The 20,527-nt window shown below is 69.4% G+C and carries 16 protein-coding genes, 2 tRNA genes and 2 pseudogenes; 9 read left to right on the forward strand and 11 right to left on the reverse strand.

All coding sequences use genetic code 11. The annotated features are described in order from the left end of the window. The first annotated feature begins 121 nt into the window (after positions 1 to 121). From AC3ENX_RS05870 to AC3ENX_RS05880, 3 genes are all read left to right on the forward strand, one after another. Positions 122 to 946 (forward strand): sugar phosphate isomerase/epimerase family protein, encoded by an 825-nt coding sequence (locus AC3ENX_RS05870; protein ID WP_434810924.1) that lies wholly within the window; start codon positions 122 to 124, stop codon positions 944 to 946. Further along, entirely contained in the window at positions 943 to 2,067 is a 1,125-nt protein-coding gene (locus AC3ENX_RS05875; protein ID WP_434810925.1) for a Gfo/Idh/MocA family protein, read from the forward strand. Before AC3ENX_RS05870 ends, AC3ENX_RS05875 begins: the two co-directional genes overlap by 4 nt. A 155-nt stretch (positions 2,068 to 2,222) precedes the next feature. Next, entirely contained in the window at positions 2,223 to 4,271 is a 2,049-nt protein-coding gene (locus AC3ENX_RS05880; protein ID WP_434810926.1) for an RCC1 domain-containing protein, read from the forward strand. A gap of 310 nt (positions 4,272 to 4,581) precedes the next feature. Here the strand turns inward: AC3ENX_RS05880 and AC3ENX_RS05885 are convergent, their stop codons facing one another. Then, positions 4,582 to 4,797 carry a putative acetyltransferase gene (locus tag AC3ENX_RS05885; protein WP_434810927.1) on the reverse strand — a complete coding sequence of 72 codons (216 nt, stop codon included), beginning with the start codon at positions 4,795 to 4,797 and terminating at the stop codon, positions 4,582 to 4,584. A 4-nt stretch (positions 4,798 to 4,801) separates the two neighbouring features. Further along, positions 4,802 to 6,283, reverse strand: a complete 1,482-nt coding sequence (locus AC3ENX_RS05890) for an SDR family NAD(P)-dependent oxidoreductase (RefSeq protein ID WP_434810928.1) — start codon at positions 6,281 to 6,283, stop codon at positions 4,802 to 4,804. Between the two features lie 49 nt (positions 6,284 to 6,332). Between AC3ENX_RS05890 and AC3ENX_RS05895 the strand changes: the two genes are divergently transcribed. Next, positions 6,333 to 6,743, forward strand: coding sequence for an NUDIX hydrolase (locus AC3ENX_RS05895; RefSeq protein ID WP_434810929.1), 411 nt, complete (start codon positions 6,333 to 6,335; stop codon positions 6,741 to 6,743). 124 nt (positions 6,744 to 6,867) lie between these two features. After that, positions 6,868 to 7,929, forward strand: a complete 1,062-nt coding sequence (locus AC3ENX_RS05900) for an alpha/beta hydrolase (protein ID WP_434810930.1) — start codon at positions 6,868 to 6,870, stop codon at positions 7,927 to 7,929. 36 nt (positions 7,930 to 7,965) lie between these two features. Here the strand turns inward: AC3ENX_RS05900 and AC3ENX_RS05905 are convergent, their stop codons facing one another. The 5 genes and pseudogenes from AC3ENX_RS05905 to AC3ENX_RS05925 form a co-directional block, all read right to left on the reverse strand. After that, the gene (locus AC3ENX_RS05905; protein ID WP_434810931.1) at positions 7,966 to 9,012 is read right to left on the reverse strand and encodes a LacI family DNA-binding transcriptional regulator; all 1,047 of its coding nucleotides are present in this window, start codon (positions 9,010 to 9,012) and stop codon (positions 7,966 to 7,968) included. A gap of 63 nt (positions 9,013 to 9,075) precedes the next feature. Continuing rightward, a pseudogene (locus AC3ENX_RS05910) lies at positions 9,076 to 9,948 on the reverse strand (NosD domain-containing protein); the annotation flags it as partial. A gap of 4 nt (positions 9,949 to 9,952) precedes the next feature. Next, a pseudogene (locus tag AC3ENX_RS05915) lies at positions 9,953 to 10,720 on the reverse strand (carbohydrate ABC transporter permease); the annotation flags it as partial. A 164-nt stretch (positions 10,721 to 10,884) separates the two neighbouring features. Further along, entirely contained in the window at positions 10,885 to 12,210 is a 1,326-nt protein-coding gene (locus tag AC3ENX_RS05920) for an ABC transporter substrate-binding protein (protein ID WP_434810932.1), read from the reverse strand. A 129-nt stretch (positions 12,211 to 12,339) separates the two neighbouring features. Next, positions 12,340 to 13,515: a thiolase family protein gene (locus AC3ENX_RS05925; protein WP_434810933.1), complete on the reverse strand. Its 1,176-nt coding sequence runs from the start codon at positions 13,513 to 13,515 to the stop codon at positions 12,340 to 12,342. 65 nt (positions 13,516 to 13,580) lie between these two features. Between AC3ENX_RS05925 and AC3ENX_RS05930 the strand changes: the two genes are divergently transcribed. Then, on the forward strand, positions 13,581 to 13,934 hold the full coding sequence (locus tag AC3ENX_RS05930) for a hypothetical protein (RefSeq protein ID WP_434810934.1): 354 nt from the start codon (positions 13,581 to 13,583) through the stop codon (positions 13,932 to 13,934). A 124-nt stretch (positions 13,935 to 14,058) separates the two neighbouring features. Here the strand turns inward: AC3ENX_RS05930 and AC3ENX_RS05935 are convergent. Both AC3ENX_RS05935 and AC3ENX_RS05940 read right to left on the reverse strand, forming a co-directional pair. Further along, positions 14,059 to 14,150 (reverse strand) — tRNA-Ser (locus tag AC3ENX_RS05935). Positions 14,151 to 14,348: 198 nt separating this feature from the next. After that, on the reverse strand, positions 14,349 to 15,644 hold the full coding sequence (locus AC3ENX_RS05940) for an LCP family protein (protein ID WP_434810935.1): 1,296 nt from the start codon (positions 15,642 to 15,644) through the stop codon (positions 14,349 to 14,351). A 228-nt stretch (positions 15,645 to 15,872) separates the two neighbouring features. On the opposite strand from AC3ENX_RS05940, the gene AC3ENX_RS05945 reads away from it, so the two are divergent. After that, a tRNA-Ser gene (locus AC3ENX_RS05945) sits at positions 15,873 to 15,957 on the forward strand. Between the two features lie 20 nt (positions 15,958 to 15,977). On the opposite strand, the gene AC3ENX_RS05950 is transcribed toward AC3ENX_RS05945, so the two are convergent. Then, positions 15,978 to 16,784: an HAD family hydrolase gene (locus tag AC3ENX_RS05950; protein ID WP_434810936.1), complete on the reverse strand. Its 807-nt coding sequence runs from the start codon at positions 16,782 to 16,784 to the stop codon at positions 15,978 to 15,980. Further along, on the reverse strand, positions 16,781 to 18,046 hold the full coding sequence (gene serS, locus AC3ENX_RS05955) for a serine--tRNA ligase (protein ID WP_434810937.1): 1,266 nt from the start codon (positions 18,044 to 18,046) through the stop codon (positions 16,781 to 16,783). The genes AC3ENX_RS05950 and serS overlap by 4 nt, the downstream gene beginning before the upstream one ends. A 55-nt stretch (positions 18,047 to 18,101) precedes the next feature. On the opposite strand from serS, the gene AC3ENX_RS05960 reads away from it, so the two are divergent. Both AC3ENX_RS05960 and AC3ENX_RS05965 read left to right on the forward strand, forming a co-directional pair. Next, on the forward strand, positions 18,102 to 19,097 hold the full coding sequence (locus tag AC3ENX_RS05960; protein WP_434810938.1) for a diacylglycerol/lipid kinase family protein: 996 nt from the start codon (positions 18,102 to 18,104) through the stop codon (positions 19,095 to 19,097). Positions 19,098 to 19,159: 62 nt separating this feature from the next. Further along, positions 19,160 to 20,494, forward strand: a complete 1,335-nt coding sequence (locus tag AC3ENX_RS05965) for a cryptochrome/photolyase family protein (protein ID WP_434810939.1) — start codon at positions 19,160 to 19,162, stop codon at positions 20,492 to 20,494. Positions 20,495 to 20,527: the final 33 nt, after the last annotated feature.

Raw genomic sequence — 20,527 nt, forward strand, 5'->3', positions numbered from 1 at the left:
CGGCGTGGGATCGACGGGAACACCGTGCGTGACAGCGGCGGCATCCGCTTGCTACAGTGACTTCAGCAAATACCTCCACTTGGAGGTTTTCACCGCAAGGACGCATGGAAGGAACGGCGACGTGGCCCTGCCCGAAGCATCAGTTCAGCTGTACACCCTGGCCGAGGAGTTCTCGGCCGACATGAGCGGGTCGCTCGACAAGCTCGCCGCGATGGGTCTGCGCAACGTCGAGGCTTTCGATTTCGTGCGCCGCCCCGGCGAGATCCGCACGGCGCTCGACGGCGCCGGACTCGCCTCCCCCACCGGGCACGCACCGCTGCTGTCGGACGAGCTGTGGACGCCCGACGGCTCCATCCCGACCCCGGCACCCGAGGTCGTTTTCGAGGCCGCCGCGAAGGTCGGCCTCACGACCGTCATCGACCCGTTCGTCGCGCCCGAGCGCTGGTTCACCGCCGACGGCGTCGCCGACATCGCCGAGCGCCTCAACGCCCTCGTCGAGACGGCAGCAGGGTTCGGGCTCGCCGTGGGCTACCACAACCACGCGCAGGAGTTCGTGAAGAGCTTCGACGGACAGACCGCGTTCGAGCGGTTCGTCTCGCTCACCGACCCGCGCGTGCAGATCGAGCTCGACCTGTACTGGGCGCTCGTCGGCGGGCAGGATGCCGCGGCCCTCACCGCCGCGCTCGGTGACCGCCTCGTCGCGGTGCACGTCAAGGACGGCATCGCCCCCGCCGTGAACCCGTTCGGCCCGGATGCCGGCGAGTTCGGGTCGGCGAGCCTCGACCAGCGGCGACCCGGCGGTGGCGACGTGCCGCTGGCTGCTGCGCTGCAGGCGGCGAGCGCCGTGCAGTACGCGGTCATCGAGTACGACAACGCGCCCGGTGACGTCTTCGACGACATCGCCGCGAGCCTCGCGTTTCTGCGTGACGGTGGGTTCGTCCGATGAGCGCGGTCGGCATCGGCCTCATCGGCGCAGGCGTCATCAGCGACACGTACCTCGAGAACCTGGGCGCGTTCCCCGACACCGAGGTGCTGATCGTCGGCGACATCGACACCGAGCGCGCCGCCGCACAGGCCGCCAAGCACTGCGTGCCGGCATCCGGCACCGGTGACGACGTGCTCGCGCACCCGGGCGTCGACCTCGTCATCAACCTCACGATCCCGGCAGTGCACGTCGAGGTCTCGCGCGCCGCGATCGCCGCGGGCAAGCACGTGTGGACCGAGAAGCCGCTCGGCCTCGACCTCGAGGGCGCCGCCGAACTGCTGCGCGAGGCGGATGCCGCGGGCCTTCGGGTCGGGTCTGCCCCTGACACGCTGCTCGGCCCGGGCTTCCAGGCAGCGCGCCGGGTGATCGAGTCGGGTCGGATCGGCCGGCCGCTGTTCGCCCAGACGGCGTTCCAGACGCAGGGGCCGGATCTGTGGCATCCGAACCCCGGCTTCTTGTTCGCGAAGGGTGCGGGCCCGCTGCTCGACATGGGTCCGTACTACTTCTCGGCGCTGGTCAGTGTGTTCGGTCCGGTCGCGACCGTCGCCGCGGTGGGTTCCAAGGCGCGCGAGGAGCGCGTCATCCACACCGGTCCGAACGCGGGGGCGACCTTCCCCGTCGAGGTGCCGTCGACGATGCAGGTGATCGCCGCGTTCGAGGGCGGCGGGCAGTCGCAGAGCCTGCTGAGCTTCGACTCTGCGCTCGAGCGTCACGGCGTCGTCGAGATCCACGGCACCGAGGGCACGATCGTCATTCCCGACCCGAACCAGTTCGCCGGCCGCATCGCGGTCGTCGCCCCGCTCGGTGTGCTGCGCGACGGCATGAAGACCGAACAGGAGTGGGTAGAGATTCCGCACGCCGACCTCACCGTCGGCCGCGGCATGGGTGCACTCGACATGGTGCGTGCGCTCGCCGCGGGGCGTCCGCACGTGGCATCCGGCGAACTCGGCTACCACGTGCTCGACACGCTGCTGTCTGCCGAACGGTCCGCCGCGACCGGCACGACCGTCACCGTCGAAAGCACCGTCGCGCCCATCCCCCTGCTGCCCGACGACTTCGACCCCTTCGCCGCCACCCTCTGACGGCCCACCATCTCGAGTGTCCAAGACACGCGGTTCCGCCACTCCCCGGATCCGCGGGTCTTGGACACTCGTGGTTGGGGCGGTGCGCCCCTTCCCCCGGCGTGTGCTTCGCGGTACCTTCCAGGTGGGGATGGTCTGGATCTGGGGAGTTCGACATGGGTCGTTCCGTGTATACGCGCGCGTCGGCAGGTTTGATCGGCGCAGTTCTGGTCGTTGCGGGGCTGCTCGCGACGACGCCGCCGGCCGCGGCGCTCGAGCCGCCGAGTACGCCGTACACGTTCGGCAACAACTCGTTCGGCGAGTTGGGAGATGGCACGACGGATGCCCGTCCGACGCCGGCAGCCGTCGTCGAGCTGACCGATGTGGTCGACGTGCACGGCGGACGCGAGCACGTCATCGTGCTCCGAGCCGACGGCACCGTGTGGACGTGGGGAAGCAATGTCCAGGGGCAGCTCGGCATCGGCACCACCGGAAACCGCTCCCTCCCGGTGCAGGTACCGGGGCTGAGCGACGTCATCGCGGTCGAAACCGGGCACAACTTCTCGATGGCGCTCCGATCCGACGGAACCGTATGGCAGTGGGGCCTGAACGCGGACGGCCAACTCGGCGACGGGACCACCACGATGCGCCGCTCGCCGGTGCAGGTCGTCGGTATGACGGATGCGGTGGCCATCGCGGGCGGTCGCAACATGTCGTACGCGATTCGCGACAACGGCGAGGTCATGGCGTGGGGGCGCAATGACGAGGGCCAACTCGGCGACGGAACGACGACTCGACGCCTCACGCCGGTGCAGGTGTCAGCGCTCACGGATGTCGTGCGGATCGCGGGTGGCCGCGATCACGGGCTCGCTGTTCGCTCCGACGGGTCTGTGTGGGCGTGGGGGTCGAACGATTACGGCCAGATCGGCAACGGCAGCACGACGGATCGCACGACGCCGGTCCGCGTGATCGACTCGGGTGTCGTCGACGTCGCGGCGGGCGCCCATCACAGCTTCGCGTTGCGCACGTCCGGCACCGTGGCCTCATGGGGTCGCAACTACCGGGGCAATCTCGGCGACGGCACCACGACGCAGCGCACCCGTCCGGTGCAGGTCCTCAATGTCGCGGGCGCAGTGTCCTTGGGGTCGTCCCGCGACTCCGGTGTGGTCACGCTGGCGGACGGCGGCGCACGGTCGTGGGGCGACAACGCCAACGGACAGCTCGGCGACGGTACGACGACACGCCGAACGAGCGCGGTCGCGGTGTCGGGTGTCGAGGATGCGATCAAAGCGGGCGGCGGCGGCGCGGAGTATTCCGTGATCCTGCAGCGCGAGGGCACACCGCCCACCGAGGTGGATCCGGTGGCCCGGATCACCGGGACGTGCACGTTCCTTTCGTGTCCGCTCAGCGGGGCCGCTTCGAGTGATGCCGACGGCAGCATCGTCGAGTTCGCGTGGGACTTCGGTGACGGCACGACCGAGACCGGCGTCGCGCCCGGACACACATATGCGGCCGAGGGGTCGTATGACGTGACCCTGACGGTGACCGACGATGACGGGCGCACTGACACCGACACGCGCTCGGTCACGGTCGCGCCGGCGCCCGCGACCGAGGCCGCGTTCCGCGCGGCAGCATCCTCGTACGCCAACTCTTCGGCGCCCGGGGTCGTTGCGCCGGGCGCCGTGGAGGCCGGCGACAGGCTGCTCCTGTTCGTGTCGACGAACAGCGCAACCTCCGCGACGACCCCGGCGGGGTGGGAGCAGGTGAGCACGGTGCTGGATGGATCCGACCTGCGGAGCACGCTGTTCACGAGGGTCGCTGACGCGGCGACGGCGGGCAGCACGATCAGGGTCACGTTGGGTGGACAGGCGAAGGTAGCGCTGTCGCTGGGCGCATATTCGGATACGGGGGCCCCGTCGGCCTATGCATCGACGGCCGAGTCCACCAGCACCTCGACACACACTGCCCCGACCGTGACCGTCGCGACACCGGGTTCGATCGTGGTGCGGCAATGGAGCGACAAGGTCAACGCCGCCCACTCCTGGACAGTGAGCGGTGGCGTCGCGCTCCGCACGAGCAGCAACGGGTCTGGGAGCGGCATGATCACCAGCGCGCTCGCGGACAGCGTGGCCGCCTCGGCGGGGCCGTCGGGGACGGCCACTGCGAACGCCGGCATCGCTTCGAGCAAGGCGATTTCGTGGACGGTCGTGCTTCCCCCGGGGTAAACAGATCGATCACGTAGGCTTCCGGCATGACGGAGCGGACCTTCGCTGCCGCTTCCTCGCCGCAGGACGCGGCTTTCTGGGGTCGCTGCCGACGGCGCTGACAGCCGGCCGCAGTGGCTGGCTGACACCCGACCCGCACGGTGCGAGGCTGCAACCGCGGCGGCACGGATCGGCGGTGCGTGTGGCGGGCCTCGCGGCGCGCACGGGCTGCTCGTCAACGGCGGATCGAGCCGTCCGAGACGCCGTCGCGGCGGTGGATGCCGGGCGCCCATAGCCGTCGCCCACTCCGACGCAACGGCCTCCGCGCGGGTCAGTCCGCGCGACGCTGCCGGGGTGCCGGCGGCGGCGGCACTGCTTTCGCCGCGATGATGTCGGCCACGGCGATGCGCTCGACGCCGCGCTTGCCGTCGACGACAACCGTTTCGGCATCAGCGCTGAGCAGTTCGCCGAGGGCATCGGTCGCCTGCCCGGTCGGCAGCAGGTAGCGCACGACGACCCGGCGACCGGGAGCGGGCAGCCTCACCACGAGGTCACCACTTTCCGGGTGCGTAGTCCTTGAGGAAGACGCCGAACAGGTCCTCCCCCGCTTCGCCGCGCACGATCGGGTCGTAGACGCGGGCGGCACCGTCGACGAGGTCGAGCGGTGCGTGGAAGCCCTCTTCGGCGAGGCGCACCTTCGTGGGGTGCGGGCGCTCGTCGGTGATCCAGCCGGTGTCGACGCTCGTCATGAGAATGCCGTCGGTCTCGAACATCTCGCGCGCGCTCGTGCGGGTGAGCATGTTGACGGCGGCTTTGGCCATGTTCGTGTGCGGGTGTCCGGGGCCCTTGTAGCCGCGGTTGAAGACGCCCTCCATCGCGCTGACGTTGACGATGTAGGTGCGTCGGGCGGGGCTCGCTGCCATCGAGGCGCGCAGGCGCGAGATGAGCAGGAACGGTGCGGTCGTGTTCGCGAGCTGCACTTCGAGCATCTCGAGCGGGTCGACCTCGTCGACGCGCTGCACCCACGAGTTCGTGTGGTCGAGGTCGGGGATGAGCCCGCCCGCGTCGATCGCGGTGCCGGCGTGCAGGCGTTCGAGCGAACTGGACCCTGCGGCCATCGCCTGCTCGGTGAGCTCGTCCGCGCGCGAGGCGGCAGCGGCGAGAATCGGGTGCGCGGTCACCGACCGCTCGAGGGCCTGCGGATGCTGGTCGTTGGTGTGCCCGAACGTGACCAGCTCGGGCACGGCCCCCTGCGGGAGCGGGGCGAGTTCGGCATCCACGAGCGGCTGGTACGCCCCCGGCGAGCGCCGCACGGTCTGCGTCGCGTTGTTGATGAGGATGTCGAGGGGGCCGGCGGCGGCGACCTCGTCGGCCAGTCCGATCACCTGCGCCGGGTCGCGCAGGTCGATGCCGACGATCTTGAGCCGGTCGATCCAGTCGGCCGAGTCGGGCAGGCTCGAGAATCGGCGCACGGCGTCGCGCGGGAAGCGCGTCGTGATCGTCGTGTGCGCACCGTCGCGCAGCAGCCGCAGCGCGATGTACATACCGATCTTCGCGCGACCACCGGTCAGCAGCGCCCGTTTGCCGGTGAGGTCGGTGCGGGCGTCGCGCTTGGCGTGGCTCATCGCGGCGCACTCGGGGCACAGCTGGTGGTAGAACGCGTCGACGAGCGTGTACGGCTGCTTGCAGATGTAGCAGGGGCGGGCCTTGATGAGCGTGCCCGCCGTCGGCGTCGTCGTCGAGGTGCTGATGGGGATGCCGCGGGTCTCGTCGTCGATGCGGTCGGGGGCGCCGGTGGCGGTCGCGGCGACGACGGCACGGTCGGCTGCGGCGATCGCCTCGCGGATCTCGCGGCGGCGCACACGCTTGGTCGCCTTGAACATCGCGGCCGTCGCGCGGCGCACGCTGACGAAGTCGGGGTGGGTCTGATCGACGTCGTGGAGCGTCGCCAGCACCCGCAGGGTGGTCTCCAGATCCGCGGGATCGATGCCGCTTGCGGGCAGGTCGGAGGGAACGGAGGTCTCGGGGGGCACACGCGATTCTACGTCGGCGGTGGTGAGCGATGCCTGTTAGCGTGCCGGGGTGACCTCCTCTCAGGGCGATGGGCAGCGCCGCATCCACGTCTCGGCCGCTGTCATCGTCGATGCGGCCGGGCGCCTGCTGCTCGTGCGCAAGGGCGGCACGACGGCGTTCATGCAGCCGGGCGGCAAGCCCGAGCCCGGCGAGTCGCCGGGTGAGACGCTCATCCGGGAGCTCGCGGAGGAGCTCGGCCTGCACGTCGATCCGGCGCAGTTGCGCCCGCTCGGCTCGTTCACGAACGCCGCCGCGAACGAGCCCGGCCACCTTGTCGTGGCCGACGTGTTCGCGGTCGAGATCGGTTCACAGGTGCCCGTCGCGCAGGCCGAGATCGAGGAGTTGCGGTGGGTCACCCGCGCAGACGCCGAGACGCTCGAGGTCGCGCCGCTCGCGCGCGAGAACTTCCTACCCGCCTGAGTCCTGCACCGGACGGTACAGGTCGACCCGGTCGGCGATGACGCGCAGGTGTCGCAGATCGATACAAGACGCCATCGGAGAGACGGCGGGTAGCCTGAATCGACCCTGCAAGGAGCCAGCCGCCATGCCCCTCGACCCGTACTTCGCCGAGCGCTTGCGCGTGCACCGGCATTACCTCATCGGGCAGGCGTGGCAGCGGATGCTGCTGCCGCTGCGCCGTTGGACGGGCAGCGCACCGCCGCCACCCGTCGCCAGTACCGGGGTCAAGCCGACGGCGAAGACCCGCAAGCCGCTCACACCCCGCGAACGCCACCGCCGCGCGGCGCTCGCGTGGGATCGCACCGAGCTCGCGACGGTCGGGACGCCCGGCCCCGAGGTGACCACCGAAGAGCACACCGTCGCGGTCGACGGGTTCCCCGACGTCGGCGTGCGCATCTACCGGCCGCATCCCGTCGAAGAGGGCCCCGCCCCGGCGGTGCTCGCGTTCTTCGGCGGCGCGTTCCGCATCGGCGGCGTCGACTATCCGACGACCGATGCCGCATACCGACGCCGCGCGGTGGATGCCGGGGTCATCGTCGTCGCCGTCCGCTACGCGCTCGCCCCCGAGCACCGCTACCCGACGCAGGTCGAACAGGGGCATGCGGCCCTGGAGTGGCTCGTCGCGAATGCCGCATCCCTCGGCGTCGACGCGAGCCGCATCGGCGTGCAGGGCACGTCGGCTGGCGGTGCGATCGCCGCCGCCGTCACCCTCATGAACCGCGACCGCACCGGGCACCCACTCCGCCTGCAGCTGCTCGAGGTGCCCGTCGTCGACCTCACACCCTGGCATGTCGACCTGCGCCCCACGTGGGCCATGGGCATCCCCGCGATCATCGCGCTACGAGAGCTGCGCTCGGTGCGCCGCACCTACCTCGGCGACCAGTCCCCCACCCAGCCGTTCGCGTCACCGCTGCGCGCCGCCTCGCACGCAGACCTGCCGCCGGCGGTCATCCTCACCGCCGAGTACGACCCGCTGCGACGCAACGGCGCCGCCTACGGCGCGGCACTGCGCCGAGCCGGAGTGGATGCCACGGTCGTCGAGTACCGCGGCGTCACCCACGACGCCTGGTACTTCACGGGCGTGCTCGACGCCGCCCGCCGCTGGCACGATCAGGCCGTGCGGGCACTGCGGTTGCTGCACGATTAGAGGGCGCATCGCGGCGCGCTCAGGCGCCTGGAACGCTCAGACCCCCAGGCGCGCGACCGAGCCGCGCTCGACGATCGGGCAGGGCAGCAGCGTCGCGTGGGCGCCGAGCAGCCGGTACTCGTCCTTGCCGTCGATGAGCGCAGACAGCGTGTTGACGGCCCACGCGCCCATCTCGTAGTGCGGCAGCGCGACGGTCGTCAGCTCGGGGTACAGGCTGTGCGGGATCGGCGCCTGGTCGTCGAACCCGACGACCGACAGGTCGCCGGGAATCGACAGCCCGAGCTCGGCTGCGGCCCGGTACACGCCCATCGCCATGCGGTCGTTGTAGCAGAAGAGGGCTGTCGAACGATCCTCGGCGGGCCGATCGAGCAGCGCCCGCGCGGCTGCGTATCCCCCGGCCGCCTCGGCCTCTCGTTCGACGATGAGCGCCTCATCGAGCAGCCCGGCATCCGCGAGTGCTTCACGAACGCCGACGAGCCGGCCGCGGGTCGCCGGCACGTCGATGCTGCTGGCGGCGAACGCGATCCGTGTGTGCCCGGCTTCGACGAGCATGTCGATGACCGCAGCCGCACCGGCACGCTCGTCGGGCATGACCGAGGGCACATCTCCGTCGCGGTCTCTCGCCCCGATGAGCACCGCCGGGGCGGCGTGCATCTGCGCGGGCACGACGACCTCGTCGTGGTAGACGGTCGCGTAGATCAGTCCATCTGTCTGGCGATCGACGAGCGCCTGCGACAGCTTCGGGTCGATCTCAGGATCCGGGTTGAGCTCGGAGTTGAGGATCGCGAGCGTGAACCCGCGCTTGGCCGCCTCTTCCTGTGCACCCTGGATGATCCGACCCGCGTACGGGGTGATCGCGATCTCTTCGGTGATCAGGCCGACCATGCCTGACGCGTTGATGCGCAGCCCGCGTGCGAGCCGGTTCGCCTTGTAGCCGAGCTGCTCGGCGGCCTGCTTGACGCGTTCTTTCGTGTCGTCGCTCGTGCGGGTGTGCGGCGTCTCGTTGAGGACGTGCGAAACGGTCGTGACCGAGACACCGGCGGCCGCTGCGACGTCGCGGATGCCGACCTGCCTGCGTATCACGCGCTGCTCCCTCACCATCGCACTGCCTCTCTTTCGTACCATCCGCGGGCCGTTCGCCGCGATTCACGCCCCGGGCACGTCGGGGGTCGGCCGGAACGCGTTGGCCGCGGCATCCAGTTCGACGTCGCGTTCGCGACCGGAATCGAGAATCGTGTTGCCACTGGACGCAGCGTCGACGCGCACCGTCGTGACGCGCAGGTCGGGCGCGGGAGCATCGGAGAGCAACGCGTCGACCTGCGCTTCGAAGCACGAATCGCTCGCGGCCGACGCGACGTCCATCGCCACCACATGGTTGGTCGTGACGGCGTTGCCTCGCCCCGCGACCAGACGCATGATCACCGGCGTCGCTCCGGCGGGGCGGACACTGCTCGCGTCGACGAGTTCGGAGAAGTGGTTGCCGACGACGGTGTTGCCGCTGCCGTCGATGCGGAGCAGACCGTATTCGTCGTCGTGTCCGTTGTCGACGCCGAGGAAGGGCGTCCACGGTTCTTCGTCGCGGAGGAAGTGGTTCGACGCGATGAGGTTCTCCGAGCTGTGCTCGAGGACCACCATGCCGGGGTAGAACGAGTGGAGCCGGTTGCCGGTGACGCTCGACCGGGTCACGCCGCGCAGCCGCACACTGCTCGCGCCACGCGGAAACACGTTGTTGGCGGTGATGAGCAGTCCGCCGTGATGCTCGGCGTAGATCGAGTCGCCGCGAAAGCCCGCGCCGATCAGGTTGTCGGTGATCTTGGATGCCTGCCCCCACCCGCGCAGCTCGATGCAGTTGCCGCATTCGGCGATGAAGTTGTCGTGGATCGAGAGGGCATCGGCATTGTGGATGACCACCGCATGCTCGAGGTAGACGAACCCCATCTCGGTCACGCGGAACGAATCGTTGGCGCTCGCGACATGGATGCCGGTCCGACCGTTGCGGTAGGAGTTCTCGGGGTTGCCGCCGGGCGCTGGCGAGGCCCGGGTCGCCGAAGCGGGTCATGGTCCGGTAGATGAGGAGGCTCAGGGTGGTGGTGCTCCCCTGTGGGCCGCCGTCGGTCTGGATGAGGATGATGTCGAACGCGCGCGCCGCGTCGATGCCGCGGACGATGAGCGCGACCGCGATGACGGGGCGCAGCAGCGGGATGATGACCGACACGAGGAGCCGCGGGTAGCGTGCACCGTCGATGCGGGCGGCTTCGATGACCTCGCCGGGGATGTTCTGCAGCCCTGCGAACAGGACGAGCGTGATGAACGACGTCGTCAGCCAGATGTCGGGGATCGCGACCGAGAACAGTGCGATGTCGGGGTTGCTGAGCCACGCGATCTGGTCGCGGCTCGCGATGAGGCCCGCGTCGAAGAGCAGTTCGTTGACGATGCCGAAGTTGTCGATGAGGAGGAAGCGCCAGAGCAGTCCGGCGACCACGGGCGCGATCATGAGCGGGTACATGAACAGCGTGCGGAAGATCGTCGATCGCTTGCCGAGCGCGCTGAACAGCAGCGCGACGGCGAGGCCGAGCGCGAACTCTGCGGCGACGACGATGACGGTGTAGACGACGGTGCGGACGGATGCGTTCTGGAACGCCTCGGACGCGAACGCGGCGACGTAGTTGTCGAAGCCGACGAACTCGCGCGGCGCCCCGGCGAACGGCGAGATCTCGAAGAAGCTGTCACCGACGAAGCGCACGAGCGGCCACAGGACGAACACCGCCAGGAACAGCGCCGCCGGCAGCATGAGCAGCGCGGCGAAGCCCCGGTCGCTCAGCCGTCGCGTCGGTCTGCGCCGGCTCGGCGGGATCGTGCCGCCGGTGCCCGCCGGTGGGGCGACCGAGGTCGCCCCACCGCGGACGGGGGGATGGGTGGTTGTCACGGGAGTTCCTCCGCGCCGGTGGACGGCGACTACTGGATGATCGATTCGATCTGGGTCTTGGCGTCGCTGAGCAGTGCCGCCGTATCGGCATCCGGCTCGACGGCCTGTTGCAGCAGCGGCACGAGCACCGAGTCGACGATCTCCTGCCAGTGCTCGGATGCCGGGCGCGGAAGGCTCTGCGACGCTTCGAGCGTCTGCATCAGCGCGGGGTAGTGCTCGAACCCCTCGACCGCCGCCTTGCTCTCGAACGCGCTCGTGCGGGCCACGAGGCCGAGCGAGGTGTCAGCCGACATTTCGTTGTGCTCAAAGGCGAAGGCGATGAAGTCCTTCGCGGCATCCTGATTCGCACCGCTGGCCGGCACCGACAGGTACCAGGCGCCCGGCACACCGGCAACGCCGCCCGGACCGCCGATCATCGGTGCGACCCCGATGCTGTCCCTGACCGGCGAGTCGTCGGGCGTCTGCCGGTACGCGTGGCCCCAGAACCGCATCATGGCGAGGTTGCCCTGGTAGAAGAGGTTCTGCGCGCCGGCCCAGTCGAGCTGCGCGGCGCCGGTGGGGGCATACGGCAGCAGGCTGATGTAGTAGTCGAGCGCAGCCTGATGCTCGGCATCGTCGATCGTCACCTCGCCCGACGCTGCGTCCAGCACCATGTTCGCGGCACCGGCCTGCGACACCGTCGCGAGCCACTCGGTCTCGACGGCGCCCTTCACGTCGGTGCCGTACAGGTCGACCTCGCCGTCGCCGTCGGTGTCGCGGGTGAAGAACTCTGCCGCGTCGCGGTACTGCTCCCACGTGGCCGGGGGCAGGAGTTCGTACCCGTACTCGGCCTCGAAGTCGGTCTTGTTCTGTGCGTCTTCGAACAGGTCGGTGCGGTAGAAGAGGATCTCGGAGTTGGTCCAGACCGGCACGCCCACGTAGGCGTCGTCGACCTGCGCCTCGGCCAGCAGCCCACCGAACAGGTCGCTCTCGACATCATCCGTGTAGAGGTCGTCGAGCGGCGCGAGACCGGGCGCGAACGCCGGCAGCCAGATCGCGTCGAGCGCTGCGACGTCGAACGACGGCGTTCCGGCTTGCAGCTCGGCCGAGATACGGTCGTAGAGGCCCGCGTACGGCAATTCGACGAGGGTGACGGTGGTGCCCGTCTCCTCCTTGTACAGGTCGGCGATCGGCTGCAGCTCGGCCAGGCCGCCGCCTTCGACGACGACGGTCAGCTCGTCGCTACCGGACTGCGTGGGCGTGCTCGCCCCCGCGCCGCACGCACTGAGTGCGAGCGAGGCGGCGCCGACGACAGCGATGGCGCCGGCGAGTCTGGCCGCGCGACCTCGCGCCGTGTGATTCTTGCGAAGCTCCATTACTTCTTCTCCCGTTTCTGCAGGGCGTTCTCTGGTGGGTGTTCGATGTTGGTTCGATCACTGCCAAAACGTATTGGCAAAACGTTCTGGCATCACCATAGAGCGCAACCCCGACGGGTGTCAATGCGCTCAGCGTTCGAGCACGACCGCGAGGCCCTGCCCGACGCCGATGCAGATCGCGGCCACCGCGACCCCGCCGCCGCGGCGGGCGAGCTCGTGCGCGGCGTGCCCGACGATGCGACCGCCGGACGCGCCGAGCGGGTGGCCGATCGCGAGCGCGCCGCCGTGGATGTTGACCTTCTCGGGGTCGAGATCGGGCCAGCCTGCGATGCACGCGAGGGACTGTGAGGCGAAGGCCTCGTTGAGTTCGACGACGTCGACGTCGGCCCACGTGCGCCCGGCCCGCGCAAGCGCCTTGTTGGCTGCCTCGATCGGCGCGGTCGGAAACGCATCCGGGTCGACACCGTGTGCACCGCGGCCGGTGATCACGGCGAGCGGGTCACAAGCGAGTGCCCCTTCCGCGCCGAGCAGCACGGCGGAGGCGCCGTCGTTGATGGGCGAGGAGTTGCCGGCGGTCACGGTTCCCGTGCCGTCGGTGGCGAACAGCGGCTTCAGCCCCGCGAGCTTCTCGGCACTGGTGTCGTCACGGATGCCCTCGTCGCGCGCGAGCTCCACCCCGGGCACCGCGACGGTCTCGACGTCGTAGATCCCGGCATCCCATGCGGCTGCTGCGAGTCGGTGCGAGCGCACAGCGAACGTGTCCTGCTCCTCGCGGCTGATCCCCCAGGTGCGGGCCGTCTGTTCGGCGGCGGCACCGTTGGAGATCGTCCAGTGCGTCGGCAGCGCACGGTTGGTCATGCGCCAACCGATCGCGGTGTTCCACATGGTCTGATTGCCGACGGCGGCAAACGGCTTCGACGACTTCTCGACGACGAACGGCGCACGACTCATTGACTCGACACCACCCGTGAGCACGAGTGACGCATCGCCGGATTCGATCGCCCGTGAGCCCTGGATCACGGCTTCGACGCTCGATGCGCACAACCGGTTGACGGTCACGCCGGTGACCGAGGTCGGAAATCCCGCGAGCAGGGCACCGAGCCGCGCGACATTGCGGTTGTCTTCGCCCGCCTGGTTCGCGTCACCGAAGATGACGTCGTCGATCCGTGTCGCATCCGCCTCGGCAGGCTCAACGACGGCGCGCATGACAAGTGCGGCCAAGTCGTCGGGGCGGGTGCCGGCGAGAGCGCCGCCGGCACGACCGAACGGTGTGCGCACGGCGCTGTAGATGTGGGCGCGGGTCATAGTCGAATCCTGTCAGGCGCTGGCGAGGAGATCCATGACGGCCGCAGGCACCGTAGGTTGAACCCATGCGTCTCGAGATCATCGTCGGTGGGTGGGAGCACGAGTGCTGCGGCCCCGAGATCGAGCGCTATCAGCGGGTGGAGTGGACGTGCGTCACCGAACCCGACGGCCGACTCTCGGAGACGCACCACGACCTTGAGAACATCGCCGTGACACCCGTGCACGGAACGATCGTCGACCTGGAACTGGTGCTCGCAGACGGGTCACGCACCGGCATCGATCGCATCCCGAGCGGTCGCGCCCTGTGCGGATCCGACGAGCACGACGACGGGGTGGTGCGCGCCGCGTACACCGACGAGGTGCTCGACGCGTCGAGCTGCGAGTTCATGGTCACCGTGGAGGTGGCGTCGGAGTCGTGATGACACGAAGCTTGGCATCAGCCTCCGACATCCGGAGGCTCGGTAGAACCGAGTGGAGCAACCCGATAGTGACCGATGCGTCACCCGAGCATCTCGCAAGAATGGCTCTTGACCAGGGATTCTGTGGCGGAGACGGAGGGATTTGAACCCTCGGTCCCCTTGCGAGGACTCCACCTTAGCAGGGTGGTGCACTAGGCCTGACTATGCGACGTCTCCAGGCATCCGACCGTCGAGACGGGCGAACACACCCGGCAATCATAACGGTTCCCGCGGGTGGATCCGAACCGGGTTTGGTGTGGTTTCGATACACCGCCACTACGTGGCGGCACTCAACCGCCGGGGCCCAGCCGCTGCGTGGCGGCACTCAACCACCGGAGGCACAGCCACTGCGTGGCGGCACGCAACCACGGGGGCTCAGCCGGCGACGGTGCAGGTGACGTCGGCGGCGGTCTGGCCGCTGATCTCGCTCGGCAGGTCGACGGACTCGTCGTCCGCGTCGGCGGTGGCATCGGGCGACGGGGTGCCCGTGGCATCCGGCGTGGGCGTTGCGGTGGAGTCGCCGCCCGCCCCATCGGCCTCACCGACGATCTCGACACCGTAGCCGCTACTGACGTCACCCGTGAGGTTGAGGGGCACGTTCTGCTCGAGCGCCTCGAACAGGGCGTCGGCCGCATAGGTGATGGGCAGCACACGCGCGCCGCCCGGAGCGTACTCAGTCGGGTACTGCACGAAGACGATGTCCTTGTACTCGACGTCCTTCACAGCCATCGCGATCTGCACCATGCGGGTCGGGTTGGCGAGCGAATTCGACAGCACGATCTGCTGCGTCGAGACCTGGTTGATCGCCGTGTTGGCGAAGTGCAGCAGCGTCGCCGGGTCGGCGAGCACGCCACCCGACTGCAGCTTGCGCACCATCGAACTCATGAACTGCTGCTGGTTCGAGATGCGGCCGAGGTCCGAGCCGTCGCCGATGCCGTGCCGGATGCGAAGGAACTGCAGCGCCTCGGCACCGACGAGCGTGTGCTCACCCGCCTCGAGGTCGAGGCCGGTGTGACTGTCTTTGATGTCACCCGAGACGCACACGTCGACACCGCCGATGGCATCCGACATGTTGATGACGCCGGTCCACCGCATGGCGGCCGCGAACTGGATGTCGACGCCCGTGAGCTCTTCGACGGTCGCGACCGAGCACGCCAGCCCGCCGTACATGTACGACGTGTTGATCATCTGCGCGTTCATCGCACCGTAGGTGGTGCCGTCCTCCCCCGTGCACTCGGGGATCGCCACGATCATGTCGCGGGGGAACGAGACGACGGTCACGCGTCGCGGCTCGTCACTGATGTGCACGAGCATCGTGACGTCGTTGCGCTCACCGCCGTCATCGTGCGCACACCGGGGAAAGAGCTCGAGATCCTGCCCCTCACACGAGTCGGTGCCGACGATGAGCATGTTCACCCCGCCCTCGATCTCACCAATCGACGGGGGCAGCGACGCTTCGTCGCCGATCGCCACGCCGTTGTCGTCCAGCGTTCGCGCCGCGTTCCAGACGTAGAAACCGCCGACGGCGGTGACGCTCAGCACGACGACGGCCAGCACGGCGCCGAGCACCGTGAGCAGCTGCGTGAACGGGTTGGGCTTCGGGTGGATGCCGTGGCGCGCCACCGGCTCACGACGCGGCGACCGGGTCGCCGATTCGGGGGTGTCGCTCACTGGGCATCCTTTCGTGACCGGCACGGCCGGCTGCGGCGAGGGATTCGTCTGCGATCGGGGGCTCGCAGAACTGTGCCGCAATCTGCACCATTTTAGGGATCGGTCACTGAAAACCGGTTGTGAGGGCCCGCACCGCATCCCCGGCCGTAGGAGGTGTCGCGCCGGCCGCGCCATCCAATTCACCTGCGCGCGCTCGGATAGACTCGACCGCGACCGGTTCGCCGGTCGGGAGGGTTGTCCGAGCGGCCGAAGGATCCGGTCTTGAAAACCGGTGGGCAGCAATGTCCCGTGGGTTCGAATCCCACACCCTCCGCAGAACCACCTTCCGCAGATTTACAGCCGCATCAGCACTTCGGCCACGCCGCCGTCGTAGACGGTCGTCGTGTGTTCGGATGCCTCGGCCAGCACCTCGTCGGGGCCTTGCGCCATCGCGATCGCGCGACCACCGTTCGTCCGTGCCCAGCGGAACATGCCGACGTCGTTGCGCCCGTCGCCCATCACGATGACGTGCGCGGGCGGGACATCGAGCCAGCCGCGCACGCGTTCGAGCGCCGTCGACTTGTCGACGCCGTGCGGGGCGATGTCGAGCCATGCCGACCATCCGACCGCGTACGACACCTCGTTGAGCCCCACGCGCGAGACCAGTTCGAGAAACTCGTCGCTCGTACCGTCTGGTGAGACGACGACGACGCGGCACACCGGCTGCGCCGAAAGCTCTTCGAAGCTGACCTGCATTGCGGCGCTGAGGTTCCAGTCGTCCATGTGCTCCGTGTAGAGACGCCGACCGTCAGCCAGCTCGACGAGATAGTGCGCGTCGGGCAGGTGCGTGCGCAGCAGTTCGAGCACCTGGGTCGGATCGAACGTCTCGACGTAGTGGCGCACGTAGGCGGCCGGCCCCTCACCTTCGACCCGCTTCATGATGACCGCGCCGTTCGAGCACACCGCATACTCGGGCCACACCTGCAGCAGACGCAGGACGCCGTGCGTGCCCTCCCACGACCTGCCGGTCGCGAGCAGGACCTCGTGGCCCGCTTCACGCGCGGTCGCAACCGCGTCGACGACGCCCGGACTGAGCGATTCGTCCTCGAGCAGGACGGTGCCGTCGACGTCGAGCGCGATCAGCAGCCGATCACGCGTCACGCGATGGGCTCCGCGACCTCGATCCCGCCCAGGTACGGGCGCAGCACCTCGGGAATGACGACCGAACCGTCGGCGCGCTGGTGCGTCTCGAGCAGCGCGACGATCCACCGCGTGGTGGCGAGCGTGCCGTTGAGCGTCGCGACCGGCGTCGTCTTGCCGCCGTCAGGACGGTGACGGATGTCGAGGCGACGCGCCTGATAGGTCGTGCAGTTCGAGGTGCTCGTGAGCTCCCGGTACGCGCCCTGCGTCGGCACCCACGCCTCGATGTCGTACTTGCGGGCCGCCGACGATCCGAGGTCACCGGCCGCAACGTCGATGACGCGGTAGCTGAGCCCCAGGTCCTGCAGCATGCGCTCCTGCATCTCGACGAGACGCAGGTGCTCGGCCTCGGCATCCTCGGGAGTCGTGTAGACGAACATCTCGAGCTTGTTGAACTGGTGCACGCGGATGATGCCGCGGGTGTCCTTGCCGTACGAACCCGCCTCACGGCGGTAGCACGTCGACCATCCCGCGTAGCGCTTGGCGCCCGCGGTCAGGTCGAGGATCTCGTCCATGTGGTAGCCGGCCAGCGGCACCTCGCTCGTGCCGACGAGGTACAGGTCGTCGGCCTCGAGGCGGTAGACCTCATCTGCGTGCTGGCCGAGGAATCCCGTGCCGCGCATGACCTCTGGGCGCACCAGGGTCGGCGGGATCATCGGGATGAACCCGGCATCCACCGCCCGCTGCAACGCGAGCGACATGAGCGCGTACTCGAGGCGCGCGCCGATGCCCTTGAGGAAGTAGAAGCGGCTGCCCGACACCTTCGTGCCTCGCTCCATGTCGATGGCGCCCAGCTTCTCGCCGAGCGCGAGGTGATCGAGCGGCTCGAAGTCGAACGACGCCGTCTCACCGTGCGTGCGCAGGGTGACAAAGTTCTCCTCACCCCCGGCGGGAACCCCGTCGACGACGATGTTCTCGATCAGCGCGAGAGCGGCATCGGCTGCCTCCTCGGCGACCGTGACGGCCTGCTGGGCCGCCTTGACGTCGGCGCTGAGCTGCTTCGCCTCGGCGACCAGCGCAGCCTTCTCGTCCTTGGGTGCAGCGGCGACCTTCTTGCCGTGCGCGTTCTGCGCCGCACGCAGCTCTTCGAACGTCGTGATCGCAGCGCGGCGGTCACGGTCGGCGGCGAGCGCGGCATCCACCGTCTCGGGCGACGACCCGCGCGCCTCCTGCGAGCGCTTCACGAGGTCAGGGTCGTCACGAAGAAGTGCCAGGTCGATCACCGGACAAGTCTCCCACAGGGCCGCGACTCGGCTGCGTGCGGGCTATCGTGAACGCATGAGCGACGACTCCCCCAGCCGGCAGCGGGCCGCGCTCGTCTTCAATCCGGTCAAGGCCGACGGCCCCTCGCTGAAGGCGCTCGTCTCGAACCTGTCGAGCGAGCACGGCTGGGACGAACCCCTCTTCTACGAGACGACGGTCGAAGACCTCGGCGACGGCGTCACCCGCGAAGCGCTCGAACAGCAGCCGTCTGCCGTACTCGTCGCCGGTGGCGACGGCACCGTGCGAGCCGTCAGCGAGGCGATGACCGGCAGCGGCGTGCCGCTGACGATCGTCCCCAGCGGCACCGGCAACCTGCTCGCACGCAACCTGCGCCTACCGCTCGAAAAGCCCGAGCCGATGGTGCGCGCCACCTTCGACGGCACGACGCAGCAGATCGACGTCGGCATCGCACGGATGACGCGCGAGAGCGGTGAGACCGAAGAACGCGCGTTCGTCGTGATGGGCGGCATGGGCCTCGATGCCGCGATGATCGCCAACACGAGCGGCGACCTCAAGAAGCGCGTGGGATGGGTCGCGTACGTCGACGGCGCCGCGAAGTCGCTCATCGGCGCGAAGCCGTTCGAGATCATGTACCAGCTCGCGGGACACAAGATGCACCGCGCCACCGTGCACAGCGTGCTGTTCGCCAATTGCGGGTCGTTGCCGGCGGGGCTCGAACTCATCCCCGAGGCATCCGTCTCTGACGGTCAACTCGACATCGCCCTGTTCCAGCCCAAGAGCGCACTCGGATGGCTGCTCGTGTGGCGGCGCGTCGCGTGGGACAACAGCGTGTTGCGCAAGTTCCGTGCGGGCCGCGAAATCCTCAAGCTGCGCACGAAAGACAACTCGGTGCGCTACTCGCGCGGCGATGGCATCGACGTCGCAGCCCAAGGCCTGCACCCGGTGCAGCTCGACGGCGACGAGTTCGGCGAAGCCACGCAGATGCGGGTGCACGTCGAGGCGGGCGCCCTGATCGTGACGCTGCCGAAGGGGCACGACAAGAGCGCATAGCCGACGCGCGACGCCGAGGCAATCCCCCGAACCCGATTCCCGGGGCGCGGCAAGATAGGTGCATGACCACCCTCGTCTGGCTGCGCGACGACCTGCGGCTCGCCGACAACCCCGCACTGCGGGCGGCCGCCGACCGCGACGAACCCGTCGTCGTGCTGTACGTGCTCGACGAGGAATCCACCGGCATCCGTCCCCTCGGCGGCGCCGCGAAGTGGTGGCTGCACGGCAGTCTCGAACGCCTCGGCGAGCGCATCGCCGAGCGCGGATCGACGCTCGTGCTGCGCCGCGGACGGGCGGCCGACGTCGTGCCGTCGGTGGCCGCCGACGTCGACGCATCGGCCGTGTTCTGGAACCGCCGCTACGGCGGACCCGAGCGGACCGTCGACACCGGCATCAAAGCCGCCCTGCGAGAGGATCGCCGCGAAGCGAGCTCGTTCAGCGCATCACTGCTCTTCGAGCCGTGGACCGTCCGCACCGGCGCGGGAACGCCGTACGCCGTCTTCACGCCGTTCTGGAAGGCTTGCCTCGCGCTGGCCGCGCCCCGCGGTCCCGTCGCCGAACCCCGCGAACTCGCCGTCCCCAGGCGCCGCGTCGACTCGGACGCGCTCGACGACTGGGGCCTGCTCCCCCGACACCCCGACTGGGCAGGCGGCCTGCGCGAAGCCTGGACGCCCGGCGAGACCGCGGCCCGCCACCGCCTGCGCGAGTTCATCGCCGACGACGCCGCACACTACGACCGTGCCCGCGACGAACCGGATGCCGGGGCCACCTCGCTCCTGTCACCCCGCCTGCGCTGGGGCGAGCTGAGCCCGCACCAGGTGTGGCACGCCGCCGTCGAATCCGGCGCGCCACTGCACGGGTTCCTCTCCGAACTCGGGTGGCGCGAATTCGCATGGCACACCCTGTTCCACGCACCCGATCTCGCGACGAAGAACCTGCGGCCGCAGTTCGACGCGTTCCCCTGGCCGCGGCTGCGACCCACGCTGCTCGAAGCGTGGCAGCGCGGGCGCACCGGCATCCCACTCGTCGATGCGGGGATGCGGGAGCTGTGGCGCACCGGCTTCATGCACAACCGGGTGCGGATGGTCACGGCATCCTTCCTCGTGAAGAACCTGCTCGTGCACTGGCACCACGGCGAGGAGTGGTTCTGGGACACGCTCGTCGACGCGGATGCCGCCAACAACCCGTTCAACTGGCAGTGGGTCGCGGGCTCCGGCGCCGACGCCGCGCCATACTTCAGGGTGTTCAACCCCGAGCTGCAGGCGAAGAAGTTCGACCCGCAGGGCCGCTACATCGCCCGCTGGGCGCCCGACGGGCTCGAGACCGAACCGATCGTCGACCTGCGCGAATCCCGGCAGGCCGCCCTCGCCGCCTACGAAGCGATGCGGCGGGGCTGACCGCACGCGGCGCGAGGAATGCCGCGGCCGGGG

Source organism: Microbacterium sp. bgisy189 (genome assembly GCF_057707225.1).

What these genes read in the sequence shown, in the direction of transcription:
- AC3ENX_RS05875 (WP_434810925.1), top strand. Translation starts at nt 943, where the DNA reads ATGAGCGCGGTCGGCATCGGCCTCATCGGCGCAGGCGTCATCAGCGAC.
- AC3ENX_RS05880 (WP_434810926.1), top strand. Translation starts at nt 2,223, where the DNA reads ATGGGTCGTTCCGTGTATACGCGCGCGTCGGCAGGTTTGATCGGCGCA.
- AC3ENX_RS05900 (WP_434810930.1), top strand. Translation starts at nt 6,868, where the DNA reads ATGCCCCTCGACCCGTACTTCGCCGAGCGCTTGCGCGTGCACCGGCAT.
- AC3ENX_RS05920 (WP_434810932.1), bottom strand. Translation starts at nt 12,210, where the DNA reads ATGGAGCTTCGCAAGAATCACACGGCGCGAGGTCGCGCGGCCAGACTC.
- AC3ENX_RS05925 (WP_434810933.1), bottom strand. Translation starts at nt 13,515, where the DNA reads ATGACCCGCGCCCACATCTACAGCGCCGTGCGCACACCGTTCGGTCGT.
- AC3ENX_RS05930 (WP_434810934.1), top strand. Translation starts at nt 13,581, where the DNA reads ATGCGTCTCGAGATCATCGTCGGTGGGTGGGAGCACGAGTGCTGCGGC.
- AC3ENX_RS05960 (WP_434810938.1), top strand. Translation starts at nt 18,102, where the DNA reads ATGAGCGACGACTCCCCCAGCCGGCAGCGGGCCGCGCTCGTCTTCAAT.
- AC3ENX_RS05965 (WP_434810939.1), top strand. Translation starts at nt 19,160, where the DNA reads ATGACCACCCTCGTCTGGCTGCGCGACGACCTGCGGCTCGCCGACAAC.